This is a genomic window from Hansschlegelia beijingensis, from assembly GCF_014196425.1.
In the GTDB taxonomy this organism is placed as follows: Bacteria; Pseudomonadota; Alphaproteobacteria; order Rhizobiales; family Methylopilaceae; genus Methylopila; species Methylopila beijingensis.
This window is the reverse complement of record NZ_JACIDR010000005.1, coordinates 110,885-130,176: the sequence shown is the minus strand read 5'-3', so window position 1 is coordinate 130,176 and position 19,292 is coordinate 110,885. Positions and strand designations below refer to the sequence as shown.

20 protein-coding genes are annotated in these 19,292 nt (G+C 69.5%); 16 read left to right on the top strand and 4 right to left on the bottom strand.

Features of this window, described 5'->3' with window-relative positions:
• The first annotated feature begins 2 nt into the window (after nt 1-2).
• Complete coding sequence (locus tag GGR24_RS14820) at nt 3-1,373, top strand: PleD family two-component system response regulator (protein WP_183396155.1); 1,371 nt, start codon at nt 3-5, stop codon at nt 1,371-1,373.
• 57 nt (nt 1,374-1,430) lie between these two features.
• On the opposite strand, the gene rpmG is transcribed toward GGR24_RS14820, so the two are convergent.
• Together rpmG and erpA are read right to left on the bottom strand one after the other, a co-directional pair.
• Nucleotides 1,431-1,598: a 50S ribosomal protein L33 gene (rpmG, locus tag GGR24_RS14815; RefSeq protein ID WP_183396154.1), complete on the bottom strand. Its 168-nt coding sequence runs from the start codon at nt 1,596-1,598 to the stop codon at nt 1,431-1,433.
• A gap of 120 nt (nt 1,599-1,718) precedes the next feature.
• A complete protein-coding gene (gene erpA / locus GGR24_RS14810; protein ID WP_183396153.1) occupies nt 1,719-2,060 on the bottom strand; it encodes an iron-sulfur cluster insertion protein ErpA in 342 nt (113 codons plus the stop codon).
• 116 nt (nt 2,061-2,176) lie between these two features.
• Here erpA and GGR24_RS14805 point away from each other — a divergent pair, with 116 nt between their 5' ends.
• The 14 genes from GGR24_RS14805 to parC all read left to right on the top strand — a co-directional run bounded on the left by GGR24_RS14805 (nt 2,177) and on the right by parC (nt 17,454).
• The gene (locus GGR24_RS14805; RefSeq protein ID WP_183396152.1) at nt 2,177-3,358 is read left to right on the top strand and encodes a deoxyguanosinetriphosphate triphosphohydrolase; all 1,182 of its coding nucleotides are present in this window, start codon (nt 2,177-2,179) and stop codon (nt 3,356-3,358) included.
• Nucleotides 3,359-3,389: 31 nt separating this feature from the next.
• Nucleotides 3,390-5,126: an arginine--tRNA ligase gene (gene argS / locus GGR24_RS14800; RefSeq protein WP_183396151.1), complete on the top strand. Its 1,737-nt coding sequence runs from the start codon at nt 3,390-3,392 to the stop codon at nt 5,124-5,126.
• 72 nt (nt 5,127-5,198) lie between these two features.
• On the top strand, nt 5,199-6,431 hold the full coding sequence (locus tag GGR24_RS14795) for an SPOR domain-containing protein (RefSeq protein ID WP_183396150.1): 1,233 nt from the start codon (nt 5,199-5,201) through the stop codon (nt 6,429-6,431).
• An 80-nt stretch (nt 6,432-6,511) separates the two neighbouring features.
• The gene (gene nagZ / locus GGR24_RS14790) at nt 6,512-7,531 is read left to right on the top strand and encodes a beta-N-acetylhexosaminidase (protein ID WP_183396149.1); all 1,020 of its coding nucleotides are present in this window, start codon (nt 6,512-6,514) and stop codon (nt 7,529-7,531) included.
• 19 nt (nt 7,532-7,550) lie between these two features.
• The gene (locus GGR24_RS14785) at nt 7,551-8,369 is read left to right on the top strand and encodes a segregation and condensation protein A (protein WP_246398516.1); all 819 of its coding nucleotides are present in this window, start codon (nt 7,551-7,553) and stop codon (nt 8,367-8,369) included.
• Nucleotides 8,366-9,115, top strand: coding sequence for an SMC-Scp complex subunit ScpB (gene scpB / locus GGR24_RS14780; RefSeq protein ID WP_183396147.1), 750 nt, complete (start codon nt 8,366-8,368; stop codon nt 9,113-9,115). The genes GGR24_RS14785 and scpB overlap by 4 nt, the downstream gene beginning before the upstream one ends.
• Before the next feature lie 156 nt (nt 9,116-9,271).
• On the top strand, nt 9,272-9,514 hold the full coding sequence (locus GGR24_RS14775) for a twin-arginine translocase TatA/TatE family subunit (RefSeq protein ID WP_183396146.1): 243 nt from the start codon (nt 9,272-9,274) through the stop codon (nt 9,512-9,514).
• Between the two features lie 67 nt (nt 9,515-9,581).
• Nucleotides 9,582-10,094, top strand: a complete 513-nt coding sequence (tatB, locus tag GGR24_RS14770) for a Sec-independent protein translocase protein TatB (RefSeq protein WP_183396145.1) — start codon at nt 9,582-9,584, stop codon at nt 10,092-10,094.
• Nucleotides 10,091-10,882: a twin-arginine translocase subunit TatC gene (tatC, locus tag GGR24_RS14765; protein WP_183396144.1), complete on the top strand. Its 792-nt coding sequence runs from the start codon at nt 10,091-10,093 to the stop codon at nt 10,880-10,882. The genes tatB and tatC overlap by 4 nt, the downstream gene beginning before the upstream one ends.
• Before the next feature lie 130 nt (nt 10,883-11,012).
• Complete coding sequence (serS, locus tag GGR24_RS14760) at nt 11,013-12,293, top strand: serine--tRNA ligase (RefSeq protein ID WP_183396143.1); 1,281 nt, start codon at nt 11,013-11,015, stop codon at nt 12,291-12,293.
• Nucleotides 12,290-13,057: a 5'/3'-nucleotidase SurE gene (surE, locus tag GGR24_RS14755; RefSeq protein WP_183396142.1), complete on the top strand. Its 768-nt coding sequence runs from the start codon at nt 12,290-12,292 to the stop codon at nt 13,055-13,057. Before serS ends, surE begins: the two co-directional genes overlap by 4 nt.
• Nucleotides 13,058-13,070: 13 nt before the next feature.
• Entirely contained in the window at nt 13,071-13,733 is a 663-nt protein-coding gene (locus GGR24_RS14750) for a protein-L-isoaspartate(D-aspartate) O-methyltransferase (protein ID WP_183396141.1), read from the top strand.
• A gap of 124 nt (nt 13,734-13,857) precedes the next feature.
• Nucleotides 13,858-15,093: a M23 family metallopeptidase gene (locus GGR24_RS14745; protein WP_183396140.1), complete on the top strand. Its 1,236-nt coding sequence runs from the start codon at nt 13,858-13,860 to the stop codon at nt 15,091-15,093.
• A gap of 117 nt (nt 15,094-15,210) precedes the next feature.
• Nucleotides 15,211-17,454, top strand: a complete 2,244-nt coding sequence (parC, locus tag GGR24_RS14740) for a DNA topoisomerase IV subunit A (RefSeq protein ID WP_183396139.1) — start codon at nt 15,211-15,213, stop codon at nt 17,452-17,454.
• A gap of 4 nt (nt 17,455-17,458) precedes the next feature.
• Here parC and GGR24_RS14735 read toward each other — a convergent pair whose 3' ends face one another.
• Complete coding sequence (locus GGR24_RS14735; RefSeq protein ID WP_183396138.1) at nt 17,459-18,358, bottom strand: PhzF family phenazine biosynthesis protein; 900 nt, start codon at nt 18,356-18,358, stop codon at nt 17,459-17,461.
• Nucleotides 18,359-18,495: 137 nt separating this feature from the next.
• Here GGR24_RS14735 and GGR24_RS14730 point away from each other — a divergent pair, with 137 nt between their 5' ends.
• A complete protein-coding gene (locus GGR24_RS14730) occupies nt 18,496-18,756 on the top strand; it encodes a hypothetical protein (protein WP_183396137.1) in 261 nt (86 codons plus the stop codon).
• 8 nt (nt 18,757-18,764) lie between these two features.
• Here the strand turns inward: GGR24_RS14730 and GGR24_RS14725 are convergent, their stop codons facing one another.
• On the bottom strand, nt 18,765-19,280 hold the full coding sequence (locus GGR24_RS14725; protein ID WP_183396136.1) for a tripartite tricarboxylate transporter TctB family protein: 516 nt from the start codon (nt 19,278-19,280) through the stop codon (nt 18,765-18,767).
• Nucleotides 19,281-19,292: the final 12 nt, after the last annotated feature.

Below are 19,292 nucleotides of genomic sequence, written 5' to 3'. Positions count from 1 at the left end.
CGATGACTGCTCGTGTTCTCGTGGTCGACGACATTCCGGCCAACCGGAAGCTGCTCGACGCTCGGCTGAGCGCCGAATATTTCGAGGTCGCCACCGCTTCCGACGGCTTTGAGGCCCTCGATGTCTGCGCCCGTGCGCAATGCGACATCGTGCTTCTCGACGTCATGATGCCAGGCATGGACGGCTTCGAGGTCTGCCGCCGCCTGAAGACGGACCCAAAGACGCACCATATCCCGGTGATCATCGTCACCGCGCTGGATCAGCCGTCGGATCGCATCCGTGGGCTCGAGGCCGGCGCCGACGATTTCCTCACCAAGCCCGTGGTGGACGTCGCCCTGTTCGCTCGCGTGCGCTCGTTGGCGCGCCTCAAGATGCTTGGCGACGAGCTTCGCCTCCGGGCGCAGACCACGCGCGAGATCGGCCTTACGGACGCGCTGATGGAGGCGGTCAACGATCCGGGCCTCGGCGGCCGCGTGCTGCTGGTCGACGACCGGGAGAACTCCTGGAGACGGATTTCGGCGGCGCTCGCCTCCTCGCAGACGGTGGACGTCGAGACCAGCCCTCAGGAAGCGCTGTTTCGCGCGGCGGAGGGTGAGTACGACGTCGTGGTGGTCTCGCTCGGCCTCGAGGGGTTCGATGCGCTGAGGCTGTGCGCGCAGCTCCGTTCGCTGGAGCGCACGCGCATGACGCCCGTCGTTCTCGTCGCAAGTCCCGACGACAACGCCCGGGTGCTGCGCGGCCTCGAGGTCGGGGTCAACGACTACGTCATCCGGCCGCTCGATCCCGCCGAGCTGACGGCGCGGATTCGCACCCAGGTTCGCCGCCAGCGCTACACGGCGCAGCTCCGGTCGAACCTGCAGGCGAGCATGGAGCTCGCCATCACGGACGGGCTCACCGGGCTGCACAACCGCCGCTACATGGAGATGCATCTCCAGAGCCTGCTCGATCAGGCGGCCGCGCGGCAGCGGCCGCTCTCCACCCTCGTGGTCGACATCGATTTCTTCAAGAGCGTGAACGACACTCATGGCCATGACGCCGGCGACGACGTGCTGCGCGAGTTCTCGCGGCGCCTCAAGGCGAGCGTCCGGGGCATCGATCTCGCCTGCCGGCTGGGCGGCGAAGAGTTCGTGGTCATCATGCCGGAGACTGACGGCGCGGTCGCCCAGATCGTGGCGGAGCGAATCCGCTCCAAGGTCGCGGAGGCGCCCTTCGTGACCTCAGGCGGGCGGGCGGCGATCGACGTCACCGTCTCGGTCGGCGTGGCGAGCTTCCTCGGCGCCGATGACGCCTCAACTCTGCTGAAGCGCGCCGATCTCGCGCTCTACCGCGCCAAGGCGTCGGGGCGGAACCGCGTGGTCGCGGACGCGGCCTGAGGCTCAAACGAAAAAGGCGCCCCGCGGGGCGCCTTCAGAGCGTTCAGAAACCGAGGATTACTTGACCTTGGTTTCCTTGAAGTCGACGTGCTTGCGCGCGATCGGATCGTACTTCTTCAGCACCATCTTTTCGGTCTTGGTGCGCGAGTTCTTGCTGGTCACGTAGAAGAAGCCGGTGTCGGCCGTGCTCAGCAGCTTGATCTTGATGTTGGCGGCTTTCGCCATGACGGAACCTCGAGCGGGCGGGGCGCGAAGCGCCGCAGTCTGGAATTCGAATGAGCGCGCAACCTACTCAGGCGCGGGCGCCTGTCAAGACGCGCTGGCGAAATCGCGTCCTGCTCCGGCTCAGACGGAGAAGCTGGTGCCGCAGCCGCACGAGGCGGTGGCGTTCGGATTGTTGATCCGGAACGCCGCTCCGATCAGTTCATCGACGAAGTCGATCTCGGAGCCCGCGAGATAGGGCAGGGAGATCGGGTCGATCAGCACCGTCGCGCCGTCGCGGGAGATCACCAGATCGTCCTGCTGAGCCTGGGTGTCGAAGCCGAAATCATACTGGAACCCGGAGCATCCGCCGCCCAGGACGCTGACGCGCAGCATCGTGTTCGGCGGCTCCTGCGCGAGGATCTCGCGGATTCGCCCGGCCGCGCGGTCGGTGACGTTCACGGGGGCGACTGTGTCTGTGCTCATGAGCTGTCGCGACGTTCGATCGATGCGGACGAGGAACGTTGCCTCATCTTCCTCAGGAGAGGTAAGCACGCCGTGCCTTGTGGTCAACGCGGCGCGATCGCCAGCCCGGAGGACGCGTGGACGTCTCGAAATGGATATTGCGGCCCCGCGCGCCCTATGCCGCCGATCCGAGGCGGAGCCGGGGCAGGGCCGTTCCGCAATCGCCGAGCGCGACCCGAACGGAATATCAGCGCGACCGCGACCGGGTGCTGCATTCGACCGCGTTCCGGCGCCTGAAGCACAAGACCCAGGTCTTCGTCTATCACGAGGGCGACCACTTCCGGACGCGGCTCACCCATACGCTGGAGGTCGCCCAGATCGCGCGCTCCATCGCTCGCGCGCTGGGGCTCGATGAGGACCTGGCCGAGACGGTGGCGCTCGCCCATGACCTGGGCCATGCGCCGTTCGGCCATGCGGGCGAGCGGGCGCTCGACGCCCGCATGGCGCCCTATGGGGGATTCGACCACAACGCCCAGTCGCTGCGGGTCCTCACCCGGCTGGAGCGCCGCTACGCCGAGTTCGACGGCCTGAACCTCACATTCGAGGCGCTGGAAGGCGTCGTGAAGCACAATGGCCCGCTCGTCGGGGAGGAGCTCACGCCGGCGATCGTCGAGGTCGCGAGCCGCTCCGGCGTTCCGCTCGAGGGCCATGCCAGCGCGGAGGCGCAAGCGGCCGCCATCGCCGACGACATCGCCTATGACGCCCACGACGTGGACGACGGCCTGCGGGCCGGGCTGTTTCGCCTCGACGAGCTCGGGGACGATCCGATGCTCGCCGACATCCTCGCCGAAGTGGATGCGCGCTATCCGGGCCTGGACGATGATCGTCGGGGTCACGAGCTCGTTCGCCGCGTCATCACGCGGCTTGTCGAGGACGCGATCTCCGAGAGCGCCCGCAGGATCGAAGCGCTCGCGCCGAGGGACATCGAAGACGTGCGGTCCGCGCCCCAAGCGCTGATCGCCTTCTCGCCCCAAATGGCCGAGGCCGAGCGCGGCGTGAAGCGGCTGCTGACGGCGCGCATGTACCGGCATGCCCACGTCGACCGCGTGATGGCGGAGGCCGCCGGCGTGCTGTCGGACCTGTTCGATCGGTATTTCGCGGACAGAGACGCTCTCCCGGCCGAATGGGCGCGGGAGGCGGGTCGAGGCGGCGAGACAAGCCATGCGCGGGCTGTCGCCGACTTCATCGCCGGCATGACGGACGGCTACGCGCTCACCCAACACCGGCGCCTGTTTGACGCGACCCCGGATTTGCGTTAGCCGCCGGGCCTCCCTGGCACCCGGAAAGCCCATGAACGTCTTCGCCGATTTCGCCGCGCGCCTGCGCTCGATCATCGAGGCGCTCGCCGCCGACGGCGCGATCGCCCGTCTTCCGGATCTCTCCCGCGTCGTCGTCGAACCGCCGCGCGATCCGAGCCATGGCGACCTCGCGACCAACGCGGCCATGGTCCTGGCGAAGGATCTCGGGCTCAAGCCGCGCGATCTCGCGACCGTCATCGCGGAGCGGCTCGAGAAGGACCCGGACGTGGCCGCCGTCAGCGTGGCCGGCCCGGGCTTCGTGAACGCCACGATGAGCCACGATTTCTGGCGGCGCGCGCTGGAGGCGGCGCTCGCCGCCGGCGCCGACTATGGCAAGCCGGGCAAGGCGCGTCCCGCCAAGGTCAATGTGGAATACGTGTCGGCCAACCCCACAGGGCCCATGCATGTCGGCCACTGCCGCGGCGCGGTGTTCGGGGATTCGCTCGCGAACCTGCTCGTCTTCGCCGGCGACGAGGTCGCTCGCGAGTACTACATCAACGACGCCGGCGCTCAGGTCGACGTGCTCGCGCGCTCCGCCTTCCTGCGCTACCGCGAGGCGCTCGGCGAACACATCGGCGCGATCCCGGAAGGGCTCTACCCGGGCGACTATCTGAAGCCCGTCGGAACAGCCCTCGTCGACCTCCATGGCGCCGCGTTGCGCGACCTTCCCGAGGCAGAGTGGCTCCCGATCGTCCGCGAGGCCGCGATCGCCTCGATGATGGAGATGATCCGGGACGATCTCGCGAGCCTCGGCATCGTCCACGACGTCTTCTTCTCGGAGCGCACGCTGCACGGGCCGGATGGCCCGATCGTACGCGCGGTCGAGGATCTGCGGGCGCAGGGGCTCGTCTATGAGGGCAGGCTGCCGCCTCCCAAAGGTCAGCTTCCGGAGGACTGGGAGGACCGCGAGCAGACCCTGTTCCGCTCGGCGGAGTTCGGCGACGACATCGACCGGCCGCTGATGAAGTCCGACGGCTCCTACACCTACTTCGCGGCCGACGTGGCGTATTTCCGCTCGAAGTATCAGCGCGGCTTCGAGGAGATGGTGTTCGTGCTCGGCGCCGACCACGGCGGCTACGTGAAGCGCCTCGAGGCGGTCGGCCGCGCGCTCTCGGGCGGCGCGGCCCGCGTCACCGTGGAGCTCTGCCAGCTCGTGCGGCTGTTCCGCGCCGGCGAGCCGGTGCGCATGTCGAAGCGGGCAGGGGATTTCGTCACGCTGCGCGACGTCGTCGACGAGGTCGGACGCGACGCCGTGCGCTTCATGATGCTGTTCCGCTCGAACGACGCCGTGCTCGACTTCGACTTCGCCAAGGTCACGGAACAGTCGCGCGACAATCCGGTGTTCTACGTCCAGTACGCCCATGCGCGCGCCCAGTCGATCCTGCGCAATGGGCGGGAGATGCATGGCGAAAGCTCGGAGGCGGATCTGTCGCTGCTGACGGATCCGGGCGAGCAGGCCCTGATCAAGCGCATCGCGGCCTGGCCGCGGGCGGTCGAGCAGGCGGCGGCGGCGCGGCAGCCGCACAGGATCGCGTTCTTCCTCCACGACCTCGCCAGCGAGTTCCACGCGCACTGGAACCGCGGCAAGGATTCGCCGGATTTACGCTTCATTATGGAAAACAATGCATTGTTGTCCCATGCTCGCCTGGCCTTGGTGAGGGCCTTCATTCTGGTTCTCGCCTCGGGCCTTGGTATTCTGGGGGTCGCGGCTCCTGACGAGATGCGGTGATGCGGCCGACGCCGGCGATGACGGCGATCCGGACGCGGCCGCTCTTATGGAAGGCGCGCGGAGGCCGGTGAAATGCAAAACCAAGCTGTAAGGCGCGGCGGCGCCGCGGGCGCTCGAACCGAAGAGTTCGCCGCCTATGACGACTACGACCTGCGCGCCGGCCACCACTACGATCAGGCCGGCCGGCCTCAGGCTGCGCACGGCTACCCTGACGAGGAGCCGGTCTACGATCCGCGCGCCTATGCGCCCAATCCGGACGAGCCCTACGGCTACGATCAGGACGGCAACCCGCTCTATTACGAGTACGAGCCCGATCGTCGCTCGCTCGGGGGCGGCGGCCGCAGCGGGCTGATGATGGTGGGCGCGGTGCTCGCGGTCGCGCTCGTCGGCGGCGCCGGCGTCGTCGGATACAAGATGCTCGGCTCTGGCGGCGCCAATGGCGAGGCGCCCCTGATCAGGGCCGACACCGAGCCGGTGAAGACCGTTCCGGAAAAGTCCGACACCGCGCAGCAGCCCTCCAAGGCGGTCTATGACAGGGTCGACGCAGGCGGGCAGGCGAACTCGAAGGTCGTCTCCCGCGAGGAGGAGCCGGTCGATCTTCCGGCTCCCTCGGCCGCGCCGCGGAACGAGGGCGCGCGCATCATCCTGCCGCAGGGGGCCGCGACGGCGGAGCGAACGGCACCCTCCACCAATGGCGAGGGCCCCCGCAAGGTCAAGACGATGACCATTCGCCCGGATGGCTCGATGGCGGAGGCGCCTGCCGCGCCGGCGGGCGCTGCGGCTCCGGCCGCCGATCCCATCGCGGAAGCGGCGAGGACCGGCGAGGCGCCGCGCAGCGACTTCGACGACGGCATCATGGCGGAAGGGCCGGCTCAGCCCGAGAGGGCGGCTCCCCAGCCGGAGCAGCGCGTCGCCGCCACCCCGAAAGCTGCGCCCGCCGCGGCTCCGAAGGCCGCGCCGAAGCCTGCCGCGCCGGCTCGGACCGAGCCTGAGCAGGTCGCCGCCGTGGCCCCGCGCGCTCCTGCGCCGACGCCGTCCCCGGCCCGCGCGGCCGCCGGCGGCTACGTCGTTCAGGTGAGTTCGCAGCGCTCAGAGGAGGAGGCCCGGGCGGCCTTCGCTTCGCTGCAGAAGCGCTTCCCGCAGGTGCTGGGCAGCTACCAGGCGTCGATTCAGAGCGCGACCGTCGGCGACCGTGGGACCTATTACCGTGTCCGCGTCGGCCCGTTCGGCAGCAGCACCGACGCCTCCACGGTGTGCAACAACCTGCGCGCCGCCGGCGGCGACTGCGTGGTCGCGCGCAACTAGGCCCGGCCGCTGCAAGACGTCGCGCGGCGCCTGTCGTCCGCGCGACCTCCATTACCAGTTCCTCCCATCAGTCCGGCTCCATGGCGACCCGCGCATTCATCTCCGGCTGCCACGGACTTGCGCTCACGCCGGAGGAACGGGCGTTCTTTCGTGACGCCGAGCCGTGGGGCCTGATCCTTTTCGGCCGCAACATCGAGTCGCCAGACCAGATCCGAAGCCTGTGCGGCCAGTTCCGCGAAGCGGTCGGCCGCTCTGGCGCCCCGGTGCTGATCGACCAGGAAGGCGGCCGCGTCCAGCGCATCCGGCCCCCGCTCGCCTCTGCGCACCCGGCGGCGGCCGCGTATGGACGGCTCTACGAGTTTGACCCTCAGGCGGCGCTCACGGCGGCGCGTCTGGGAGCCGAGCTTCTCGGCGCCGAGCTGTCGAGCCTCGGCGTGACTGTCGATTGCCTGCCCGTGCTCGATCTCCCGGCCCAGGGCATGACGGACGCCATCGGCGACCGCGCCTACGCGACCGCCCCGGAAGCGATCGCAAGGCTGGGCCGGGCGGTCATCGACGGCCTCCTGGCGGGCGGCGCGCTCCCGGTGGTCAAGCACATGCCGGGACATGGCCGCGCCACCGTCGACAGCCACTTCCACCTTCCCCGCGTCAGCGCCGACCGCGCCACGTTGGAGGCGACCGACTTCCGCCCGTTCCGGGCTCTTGCGGACGCGCCGATCGGCATGACCGGTCACATCGTGTTCGAGGCCATCGACCCGGAGCAGCCCGCCACCCTGTCGGCGGCCGTGATCGGCGGAATCATCCGCGGCCAAATCGGCTTCGACGGGCTGTTGCTGACCGACGACCTCTCGATGAAGGCCCTCTCCGGGGGCGTGGGCGACTCGGCGGCGAGGGCGTTCGCCGCGGGCTGCGACGTCGCCTTGCATTGCAACGGCGCGATGAGTGAAATGCTCGAGGTCGCGGCGGCGGCGCCGCGGCTCGAGGGACGGTCAGCCGATCGGGCCGCCAGGGCGCTTGCTCTGCTGGGGCCGCGCGCGGAGGTCGATGTCGCGGCGCTCGCAGCGGCGCGCGACCAACTCCTCGAGAGCGCGAGCGTCTGACGCCGCCGGAGGCGCGGCCTTGGCCGAAGATGGGCTCGAAGCGTCAGGCTCTTTCGAAGCGGACGAGCGCGCGGAGACCGCGGGCAAGGCCTTCGTCGTCGATCTCGACGGCTTTGAAGGGCCGCTCGACCTGCTGCTCGACCTTGCGCGCCGCCAGAAGGTTGATCTCGCCCGCATCTCGATCCTGGAGCTCGCCGAGCAGTACCTCGCCTTCGTGGAGGTCGCCCGCGCGGAGCGTCTCGACCTCGCGGCCGACTACCTCGTGATGGCGGCGTGGCTGGCGTATCTGAAGTCTCGGCTGCTCGCGCCTGATGCGCCCGCGGACGAGGAGGAGCCGCCGGCCTCGATGGTGGCGGCCGCTCTGGCGTTCCGGTTGCGCAGGCTGGAGGCCATGCGGGCCGCAGGCAACGCGCTGTTCGACCGCCCGTTGCTCGACCGCGATGTCTTCGCGCGAGGCGAGGCGCCAGCGCAGGCGCAGCAGGCGCCGCCTCTCTGGACGGCGACTTTGTACGATCTTCTCAGCGCTTACGCCCGACAGAGAACCCGAAATCTCAAGAGCGCCGTGACCGTGGAACGGCGTCCGACATGGACGCTCGCCGAAGCTCGCGCCGCTCTTGAGCGGCTCGTCGGGCGCGCCGCCGACTGGTCGCGGCTCGACGCGCTGCTGTTGCGCTACATGAACCCGGAGATGCGGGCCTCGGTGCTCGCCGCGGGCTTCGGCGCCTCCCTGGAACTCGCCCGTGAGGGGCGGTTGGAACTGAGACAGGAGCGGGCCTTTGGGCCGCTCTTCGTGCGCAGCGGCGCTCCGCTCGCAGTGGTTCGGAAGGAAGAAGGGTGAGCGGGCCGCACGACGCTCCTCCGCTGCCGCTCGAAGGGCTCGACGGCAGGCTGACCGCCGACGAACGCTCGCGTGTCGATCCGCTCCACCGCAACATCGTCGAGGCGACGCTGTTCGCGTCTCCCGCGCCGGTGGATGAGGCGGCGCTCGCCGCGCGGCTGCCGCCCGGCGCAGATCTCAGGCTGGTCCTGCGGATGCTCGTCCAGGACTACGCGGGCCGGGGCGTCAATCTTCGACGCGTCGGGGCCGGCTGGGCGTTCCGCACCGCGCCGGAGGTCGCCGCCGCTGTCGTTGCGGGAGCGCGCGAGACCAAGAAGCTGTCCCGGGCCGCGATCGAGACCCTGGCGATCATCGCCTACCACCAGCCGACCACCCGGGCCGAGATAGAGGAGATCCGCGGCGTCGCGACCTCGCGCGGCACGCTCGAGACGCTTCTCGAAGCGGGCTTCATCCGGCTGCGGGGGCGACGCCGCTCGCCCGGACGTCCCGTGACCTTCGGCACCACTCCGGCGTTCCTCGACCATTTCGGGCTGGAGCAGGTCTCCGACCTCCCGGGACTCGCCGAGCTGAAGGCGGCCGGACTGCTCGACGCCCGTCTGCCGCCGGGCCTCGACCTGCCGCCGCCGAGCGACGATGACGGATTGCGCGCCGACGAGGATCCGCTCGAGGACGACGACCCGTTCGAGCCGGCGGTCGCCCCGGACGACGCGGCTGGCGAGGGATCGCAGGAACGTCGAGACCTCTAGCGCGCCCGTCTAGCGCCTGACGGCGGCGTGATGCCACAACCTGCCGAAGTCCTTGTGTTTCCGACTCCCGGGACCTAGTTTCCGATCATGCTGGACTGGCCTCCGTCATGCGTCGGGCCGCTGCGAGCGCCTTCCGGCTGATCGAAAGGAAACGTCATGAGCCTCACGCACTGGCTGGTCGTCGGCGTTCTCGTGTTGCTGCTGTTCGGCGGCCGCGGGAAGATCTCCGACATCATGGGCGACATGGCCAAGGGCATCAAAAGCTTCAAGAAGGGCCTTTCGGAAGAGGACGAGGTCGCCGACGGCATGTCCCAGCAGCGGGGCGCCCAGACGATCGAACACCGCGCCGATCCGCAGGTTCGGCCGACCGTCGGCAGCGTCGACGGCCGCCAGTCGTAACTTGCAGGCTCGGCCGGGCGGCGCCGCGGGGCGCCGCTTGTCGCCTTGCCCGCCGGCGGCCTGACAGATGTTCGACATAGCCTGGTCCGAGTTCCTGGTCGTCGCAGTGGTCGCGCTCGTCGTCATAGGGCCGCGCGACCTGCCGCCGCTGCTGCGTCAGCTGGGCAAGACCGTCGCCACGCTGCGGCGGATGGCCGGCGATTTCCAGTCGCAGTTCAACGAGGCCCTGCGGGAGGCCGAACTCGACGATCTCCAGAAGGACCTCACGGGCCTGAAGGACACTGCGAACAAGATGGTCAGCGCGCCCGATCCGTTCAAAATGGCGCGCGACGAGATCAGAAGCGCGCTGACCGCGCCTTCCAAACCCACGCCGTCTGCGCTGGCCGGCGCAGCGGCGACCGGCGCGGCGGACGCGCCCTCGGCTCTCGCTCCCGAGCCCGAGGCGGATGCGACTCCGGCGCCGAGCAGCGCGCCGACCGCCGACCCTGAGCTGCCGGCCAGGGCCAACGGATCAACTCACCCCTCCGGTTCCGATCCTGTGGCGGCGTCCGGTGATCCCGCTCCCGGAGCGCGCGCGTGACCCAGGCCGACATCGACGCCACCAAGGCGCCGCTGATGGACCATCTGATCGAGCTGCGCTCGCGGCTGATCAAATCCATCCTCGCCTTCGTGGTCGCCTTCGCGATCTGCTTCTCGGTGGCGGGCCACATCTTCAACATCCTGCTCGTGCCCTACGAGATCGCGGCCGGGTCGGCCGAGGCGATCCGGCTGCAGTACACCGCGCCGCAGGAGTTCTTCATCACCCAGATCAAGCTCGCGATGTTCGGCGCGGGCTTCATCTCCTTCCCGCTGGTCGCGAACCAGATCTACAAGTTCGTCGCTCCCGGCCTCTACAAGAACGAGCGGCAGGCCTTCCTGCCCTACCTGATCGCGACGCCGGTCCTGTTCCTGCTCGGCGCGGCGTTCGTCTATTTCGCCGCGATGCCGCTGGCGATGCGGTTCTTCCTGTCGATGCAGCAGACCGGCGGGGACGGACACGCCTCGATCGAGCTGATCGCGCGGACCAGCGAGTATCTTTCGCTGATCATGACGCTGATCTTCGCCTTCGGGATCTGCTTCCAGACGCCGGTGATCCTCACGCTGCTGGCGCGCGCCGGATTCATCGACTCCAATTGGCTGATCGCCAAGCGGCGCTACGCCATCGTGGCGGTGTTCGCGATCGCCGCGGTGCTGACGCCCCCTGACGTCATCAGCCAGGTCGCGCTTGCGGTGCCTACGCTGCTTCTCTACGAAGCCTCCATCTGGGTCGTGAAGATGGTCGAGAAGAAGCAGGCGAAGGCGGACGCCGCCGCAAGCGCGCCGGAGTAGGGCCCGACCGCCCTGCGCGTCTTCATCGATCCTCTGGCCTATCCCGGGGAGGCGGACAGGGCTTCTCCGCCAGTGACTGCGGCCGCGTCACGACGCCCGCATCCAGATCAATCGAAGGACTTCTGCTCCAATGCATGACATCCGCCTGATCCGCGACAATCCGGAGATGTTCGACCGGGGACTCGCGCGTCGGGGACTGACGCCGCAGAGCCCGCGGCTGATCGCGGTCGACGAGCGCCGGCGCGAGATCATCGGGCGGCTGCAGGTCATGCAGGAGCGTCGCAACTCCGCCTCCAAGGAGGTCGGCCAGGCGAAGGCTCAGAAGGACGAGGCGCGCGCAGAGGCCCTGATCGCCGAGGTCGCCCAGCTCAAGCAGGACATTCCGGTCGTCGAGTTCGAGCAGAAGGCGATCGAGGAGGAGCTTCACGCGACGCTCGCCGAGATCCCCAACATCCCGCTCGAGGACGTGCCGGACGGCAAGGACGAGAGCGACAATGTCGAGCTGCGCCGCGTCGGCGAGCCGCGCGAGATCCACGATCCGCGGGCCCATTACGAGCTTGGCGAGGCTCTCGGCCTGATCGATTTCGAGGCCGCCGCCCGCATGTCGGGCGCGCGCTTCGCGGTGCTGAAGGGGCAGGTGGCGCGTCTCGAGCGCGCGCTGGCGAGCTTCATGCTCGACCTTCACACGAGCGAGCACGGCTACACTGAGGTCGCGCCGCCGCTTCTGGTGCGCGACGAGGCGATGTTCGGCACCGCGCAGCTGCCGAAGTTCGCCGATGACCAGTTCCGCACGAGTTTCGATTTCTGGCTGATTCCGACGGCGGAGGTCTCTCTCACCAACCTCGTGCGCGAGCAGATCCTTCCAGAGGAGGAGCTGCCCCTCCGGGTCACCGCCGGCACGCCGTGCTTCCGCGCCGAGGCGGGGGCGGCCGGTCGCGACACGCGCGGCCTGATCCGCCAGCACCAGTTCACCAAGGTGGAGCTGGTCTCGGTCACCACGCCGGAAAAGAGCCTCGAGGAGCACGAGCGGATGCTCGGCTGCGCCGAGGAGGTGCTTAAGCGGCTCGACCTGCCGTTCCGCACCATGACGCTCTGCACCGGCGACATGGGCTTCTCCTCGCAGAAGACCTACGACATCGAGGTCTGGCTTCCGGCCCAGAACACCTACCGGGAGATATCCAGCTGCTCGGTCTGCGGCGACTTCCAGGCGCGCCGGATGAACGCGCGGTATCGCCCGGCCGACTCCAAGGGCCCGCGCTTCGTGCACACCCTGAACGGCTCCGGCGTCGCTGTCGGGCGCGCATTGGTCGCGGTCCTGGAGAACTACCAGCAGGAAGACGGCTCTGTCGCGATCCCGACCGCGCTTCAGCCCTATATGGGCGGGCTCGAGAAGATTGAGCGGGCGTCTTGAGAATCCTCCTGACCAATGACGACGGCGTGCATGCCGAAGGGCTCGAGACGCTCGAGCAGATCGCGCGGGAGCTCTCCGACGACGTCTGGATCGTCGCGCCCGAGACGGACCAGTCCGGGGCGTCGCATTCGATCTCGCTGAGCGATCCGCTCCGGCTGCGTGAAATCGGCGACAAGCGCTTCGCGGTGCGCGGCACGCCAAGCGACTGCGTCATTATGGGCGTCCGCCATCTGCTGGCGGACAAGCGGCCGGACCTGATTCTCTCGGGCGTCAATCGCGGGCAGAACGTCGCCGAGGACGTCACCTATTCGGGCACCATCGCGGGCGCCATGGAGGGCACCCTTCTCGGCATCCCGTCGATCGCGCTGTCGCAGAACTACGACCGCGCCCGGGAGGTCGGAGACATCTTCGATTCCGCCCGGTGCCACGGCGCCGACGTGGTGCGCCGGATCGTGAAGGCGGGTTTCCAGCGCGATCGCCTGGTCAACGTCAATTTCCCGGGCTGCCTCGGCGAGGAGGTGGTCGGCGTCGCCGTGACACGGCAGGGCCAGCGCAACCAGGAACTGCTTAAGATCGAGGGCCGCAACGATGGTCGCGGCAATCCCTATTTCTGGATCGTCTTCGGTCGCGCCGACTACGTGGCGCAGGAGGGCACCGATCTCGCCGCCGTCAGGTCGCGCCAGATCTCGGTCACTCCCCTGAAGATCGACTTGACTGACGAGGCGCTCTTCGACGGACTGACTGCGGCCTTCGCCGACGCCTGAGGATGCGAGTCGCATGAGCATGACCGCCGACGACGCCGAACGCACCCGGCGCGCCGAGCTGGTGCTTGCGCTGAGAAGCCGGGGCGTGCTGCACACCCGCACCCTGAAGGCGCTCGAGACGATTCCGCGTGCGCTGTTCGCGCCTGCCCGCCACCGCGCCGTGGCCTATGCGGACCGCTCCCTGCCGATCGCCTGCGGGCAGACGCTCGAATCGCCGTCGCAGATCGCCATGATGGTGGACGGGCTAGCGGTCGGCGATCTCGATAACGTGCTCGAGATCGGGACCGGCACGGGCTACTGCGCCGCGATCCTGTCCCGGCTCGCGCGCCGGGTGGTCAGCGTCGACCGGTTCCGCACGCTGATCGAGAACGCCGAGCGCCGGATTGCGGAGCTTGGCGGAGCGTCGAACTGCACGCTCGTGCTCGGCGACGGCGCTCTTGGCCGTCCGGCTCAGGCGCCCTTCGAACGCATCCTCGTCGCCGCCGCGGTCGAGAGGCCGCCATCGGCGCTGCTCAACCAGCTCAAGCCCGGCGGGGTGATGATCGCGCCGATCGGCGACGCCGCCGGTCAGCGACTCACCCGCTTCATCAAGGGCAAGGATGGCTCGCTCGACGAGACGACGATCGGCTCGATCCGCCAGCAACCCATGCTCGAGGGCGTCGCGTTGGCCCTCTGATCGCGTGGCGCGGCGGCAAGATTTGCGGCCGGATCGTGGCCGCGAGCGCCGTCCTAAACCCTCCGTTTACCTCAACGCGCTTTAACTCTGATCATGTCGGTCGAGTTCGTCGCGAGTGTCCAACATGCGTAACTTCGTTCCGTGCCTGCGTTCCCGGCTTCTGGCGCGCGCCGCTGTGGTCGCTCTTGGCGCTGGCGCTCTCGGAGCCTGTAGCTCCGATACCACCCGCTTCGGCGAGGATCCTTTCTCCAATCCGTTCTCGACCGCCTCGGCGGAGAGGCGGGCGCCGGAGCCCGACTACACGAGCTCCGTTCAGGCGGCGCCGAGCAGCCGGGTCGAGCGCGCGCCTCTGGGCGCGCCGCCTCCGGCGCAGGCCCGGCCGATGCGGGGCTTCGAGAACTCCGGCGGCTATCGCCAGTCTTCGGTCGATCCGCGGTCGACGGGAGCGCTCCCGCCTGCGCGCAGCCCCGAGCCTCGTTCAGGCGCGGTCGGCTGGTCGTCGAACGGCGGCACCGTCGTGACTCTGCAGCGGGGCGAGAGCCTGCACACGCTCTCGCAGCGCTACGGCGTGCCGGCGACCGCGATCATGCAGGCCAACAACATGCGCAACGCGAACGGCCTGGCGCCGGGTCAGCAGATCGTCATCCCGTCCTACTCGGGCCAGCAGGTCGCCGCAGCGCCGGCGCCGAGTCCCGCGCGCGTCGCAGCGGCTCCGGCTCCGATGACCCGCCCCGCGCCGGCGCCGATGCGCCCCGCGGGCCCTGCGCAGGTCGCGAACGCTGCGCCCAATGGCGAGATGAAGTTCGTCACCGGCGCGCAGCCGAAGGGCGCGGAGCCGGCGGCGAAGCCCGCGCCCCAGCAGGTCGCTGCTGCGCCCGTCGCCAAGCCCGCGCCTGCACCCGTCGCGGAGGCGAAGCCGGCGGACGACAACGTCAAGACCGCGGCTCTCAAGGTCGATCCGGCGCCGGCGGCGGACTCTGCTCCGTCGTTCCGTTGGCCCGTCCGCGGCCGGGTGATCTCGGCCTACGGCTCGAAGGCCAGCGGCACGACCAATGACGGCATCAATGTCGCGGTCCCGGAAGGCACCGACGTCAAGGCCTCCGACGACGGCGTCGTGGCCTACGCCGGCAGCGAGCTCAAGGGCTTCGGCAATCTCGTGCTGATCCGCCACTCCAATGGCTGGGTCACCGCCTATGCGCACAACAGCGCGCTGAAGGTGAAGCGCGGCGACACCGTCCGCCGCGGGCAGGTCATCGCCAAGTCCGGCTCCACCGGCAACGTCTCCTCGCCTCAGCTTCACTTCGAGGTGCGCAAGGGCGCGACCACGGTCGATCCGCTGCAGCATCTGCCGAACGCCTGAGGTCTCCGCCGCTTCGCGCAAAGATCCCGACCGCCGCCGGCGCGTCGGGATCTTTGCGTTTGCGCCGCGACCCTTGAGCTTGTTGCTCCGAATCGGCCGACCCCTTAATCGGGGGGCATGAGCGAACTCGCGCCTCCGCCGGAGGATGGCGTCCTCCCCGTCGAGCTGCGCTCGGCGCTCGAGGAGCGCTACCTCGCCTACGCGCTCTCGACCATCACGCAGCGCGCCTTGCCGGACGTCAGGGACGGGCTGAAGCCCGTTCACCGGCGCGTGCTGTGGGCGATGCGGGAGCTGAAGCTCGACCCGGGCGCCGCCTTCAAGAAGTGCGCCCGCGTCGTGGGCGACGTCATCGGCAAGTACCATCCGCATGGCGACCAGTCCGTCTATGACGCCCTGGTCCGCCTCGCCCAGGACTTCGCGCAGCGCTGGCCGCTGGTCGAAGGTCAGGGCAACTTCGGCAATGTGGACGGCGATAACGCGGCGGCCATGCGCTACACCGAGGCGCGGCTCACCGAGGTGGCGCGCCTGCTGCTCGACGGGCTGGAAGAGAACGCCGTCGACTACCGCCCGACCTATGACGGCTCCGAGCAGGAGCCGATCGTGCTGCCGGGCGCGTTTCCCAACCTGCTCGCCAATGGCAGCCAGGGGATCGCGGTCGGGATGGCGACGGCCATTCCCCCTCATAACGTCGCCGAGCTTGTCGAGGCGGCGCGCGCGCTGCTGGCCAACCCCGCCGCCGAGACGGACGATCTGCTGGCGCATCTGCAGGGCCCGGACTTCCCGACGGGCGGCGTCGTCATCGACGGTCCGGCGACCATCGCCGAGGCGTACCGGACCGGCCGCGGCGCGTTCCGGACGCGGGCGCGCTGGAAGGTCGAGGATCTCGGCCGCGGGACCTGGGTGGCGGTCGTCACGGAGATTCCCTGGCTCGTGCCGAAGAGCCGGCTGGTCGAGCGGCTGGCCGAGCTGATCACCGACCGCAAGCTGCCGCTGGTGGTCGACGTGCGCGACGAGTCGACCGACGAGATCCGTCTGGTGATCGAGCCGCGGGCCAGGACCGTCGACGCCGCGGTGATGATGGAGTCGGTGTTCCGGCTGACGGAGCTCGAAACCCGCATTCCGCTCAACATGAACGTGCTGGTGCGCGGCCAGACGCCGGTCGTGCTCAGCCTGAAGGACGCGCTGCGGCACTGGCTGGACCATCGCCGCGAGGTGATTCAGCGTCGCTCGCAGCATCGACTCGACGCCATCGTTCGACGCCTCGAGATCCTCGACGGCCTGCTGATCGCCTATCTGAACGTCGACGAGGTGATCCGCATCGTTCGCCAGGCGGACGAGCCGAAGGCCGAACTGATCGCCGCGTTCTCGCTGACCGAGCTTCAGGCCGACGCGATCCTCAACATCCGGCTGCGCTCGCTCGCCAAGCTCGAGGAGATCGAGATCAGGCGGGAGCACGACAAGCTCACGAAGGAAGGCGAGGAACTGCGCGGCCTGCTGGCGTCAGAGGCGAAGCAGTGGCGGCGCGTCGGCAAGGAGCTCGACGGGCTGGCGAAGAGCTTCGGTCCGGACACGCCGCTCGGCAGACGCCGCACCACCTTCGAGACGCCGCCTGCGTCCGCAGCCGCGGACGTCGCGGACGCCTTCATCGAGCGCGAGCCGATCACCGTCGTGGTCTCCGAGAAGGGCTGGATCCGCGCCCTGAAGGGCCATGTCCAGGACGTCTCGGGCCTGACCTTCAAGGCCGACGACAGCCTCAAGCTCACCTTCCAGACCGAGACGACCGCCAAGCTCATCGTCCTGACGACGAACGGCAAGGCCTACACCCTCGACGCCTCCAAGCTGCCGGGCGGCCGCGGGGCGGGCGAGCCGATAAGGCTGATGGTCGACGTCGACGAGGGCGCGGACGTGCTGGACGTGTTCGCGCACAGGCCCGGAGCGCGACGCCTCGTCGTGGCGAGCGACGCGCGCGGCTTCGTGGTCGGGGAGGACCAACTGCTCTCCTCGACCCGCAAGGGCCGGCAGGTCGTCAACCTCGACCAGGGTGCGAGCGTGCTCTGCTTTGCGCCCGCTGATGGCGACACGGTCGCGATCATCGGCCAGAACCGCAAGCTGCTGCTGTTTCCGATCTCGCAGATCGCCGAGATGGCGCGCGGCCGTGGCGTGCGGCTGCAGCGCTATCGCGACGGCAGCGTCTCGGACGTCAAGGTGTTCAACCTCGCCGACGGCTTCTCCTTCGTCACCAATGGCGGCAAGGTCTGGTCGCTGAAGGGCGAGGAGCTTCGGGACTGGGTCGGAAACCGCGCCGAGGCCGGCCGCCTTCCGCCGCGCGGTTTCTCGGCCTCCAACAAGTTCTCGGGCTAGCGCTTCACGGCAGGAACAGCGTGCCCTCGGCGACCACGACGGCTGCGCCGCCGATGCTGGCGGAGCTCAGCGCGCGGTCGCGGACGGTGAGGCCGAGCTCGATCACGCTCGGTCGGCCCATCTCGTAGCCTTGCCCGATGCGCAGCAGATGCTCGCCATCCGATGGCCGGTCGAACGCCATGACGACGCCCGCGAAGGCGGCCGCGGCGGAGCCGGTCGCCGGGTCCTCGCCGACGCCCGGCGCCAGCATCCGCGCCCGGAAGGCGAGGGCGGGGTCGGCGGTCTCGCGCGTGTAGAGGAACGCGCCGAGGTCGCCGCCGAAGCCGGCGCCCCAGCATGCGCTGTTCGCCTTCGCGCGCGCGAGGGCGTCGAGGCTCGAGAGCGGGACGAAGCAGAACGCGTTTCCGGCGTCGAAGCGCGACGGCGCATGGCCGTCGAATCCCAGATCCTCGGTCGCCAGCCCGAGCGCGGCCGCGACCGCCGCCGGCTCCGGCGGCGCGCCCGACGGCTGCGGCAGGCGCGGCAGGTCGAACGCCGCGCGCCCGGCCCGCTTGCCGCTCGCGACCGTGCGGCAGGCGATCACCCCGACCGCTTCCTCGATCTCGAAGGCGGCCTCGCGGCCCTTGCCGGCCATGGCCTCCATCAGCCCGAGCAGCGTCGCAGCGCCCACCGTGGGGTGGCCGGCGAAAGGCAGCTCGCGGTGCGGCGTGAAGATCCTCAGGCGCGCCTTGCGGGCCTCGTCCTCCGCGGGCAGCAGGAACACCGTCTCGGAGAGGTTGAACTCGCGGGCGATCCGCTGCATCGCCGCGCCGTCGAGGCCGGATGCGTCGAGCACCACCGCGAGCGGGTTTCCGGCGAGGGCGGCGTCGGTGAAGACGTCGAGGATGACATAGAGGCGGGACATGTGGGCTCGGTTAGCACGCTGACCGGCCGTGAAGAAGGCCGTTCGAATGCGCGGCCTGCGCTTAACCGGGCCGAAGGGGAAGGCGGGCTATAGGGAAAGCGCCCCCGCAGGAGGCGGCGGCGCGTCGGAGTAGTCCCATGAGCCTGGAACGCAGCTCTCAGCTTGAATGGATCAGCCCCGGGGCCGGGGCGCTCTCCCTCGAAGACCTCGTGCCGGCGCCCGGCCAGCTCGAGCCCCAGGATTTCCTCCAAGTCACGCGCGTCGGCTTCTCGGCGCGCGACGATCGCTGGAAGTGGACCGGCTTCCGCGGCGCCCGCGCGCCGCACGGCTTCGAAGGCGTGTCGGCCAGCCGCGAGGCGGCGCGGCTGGCGGCCGAACAGGCCTATTTCGCCGACTGAGTCCCGCCTCAGTAGCCGATCGCGGCCTCGAGCGGGCCCTTCGGCAACGGCACCAGGAACCAGACCTCGAACATCATGAAGGCGATCGCGGCGATCGAGAGGGACACGCCGGCGGCCTTCCAGAGGGCGAACCGCCCGAAGAAGATCATGAAGCCGGCGATGTAGATCGCCGACGCCACATAGATCCCGATCCAGGTCGTCGCGGCCACGTAGACCACCGCCGGGATGAAGATCGCCATCATCCGCATGAAGCCCGGCCGGGTGGTCAGCGTCGCCTCGCCCTCCGGCGGGAGCGCCACGGCGCGGGCGAGGTTCACGGCGCTCGCAAGCGCCATGACCACGGCGATGTAGAACGGGAAGTAGCCAGGGGCCGGCCCCTCGTTCGGCCGCCAGTTGAAGCCGAGCCGCATGCTGTCGGCGATCACGACCGCGGAGGCGACGAGGAACAGCAGCGCCACCGCTATGTCGGCCGCGCGGGTGCTGACCAGCGGGCGTTCTTCTTGGACTTCTGGGGCGTGGCTCATGGCTGCCTCGTC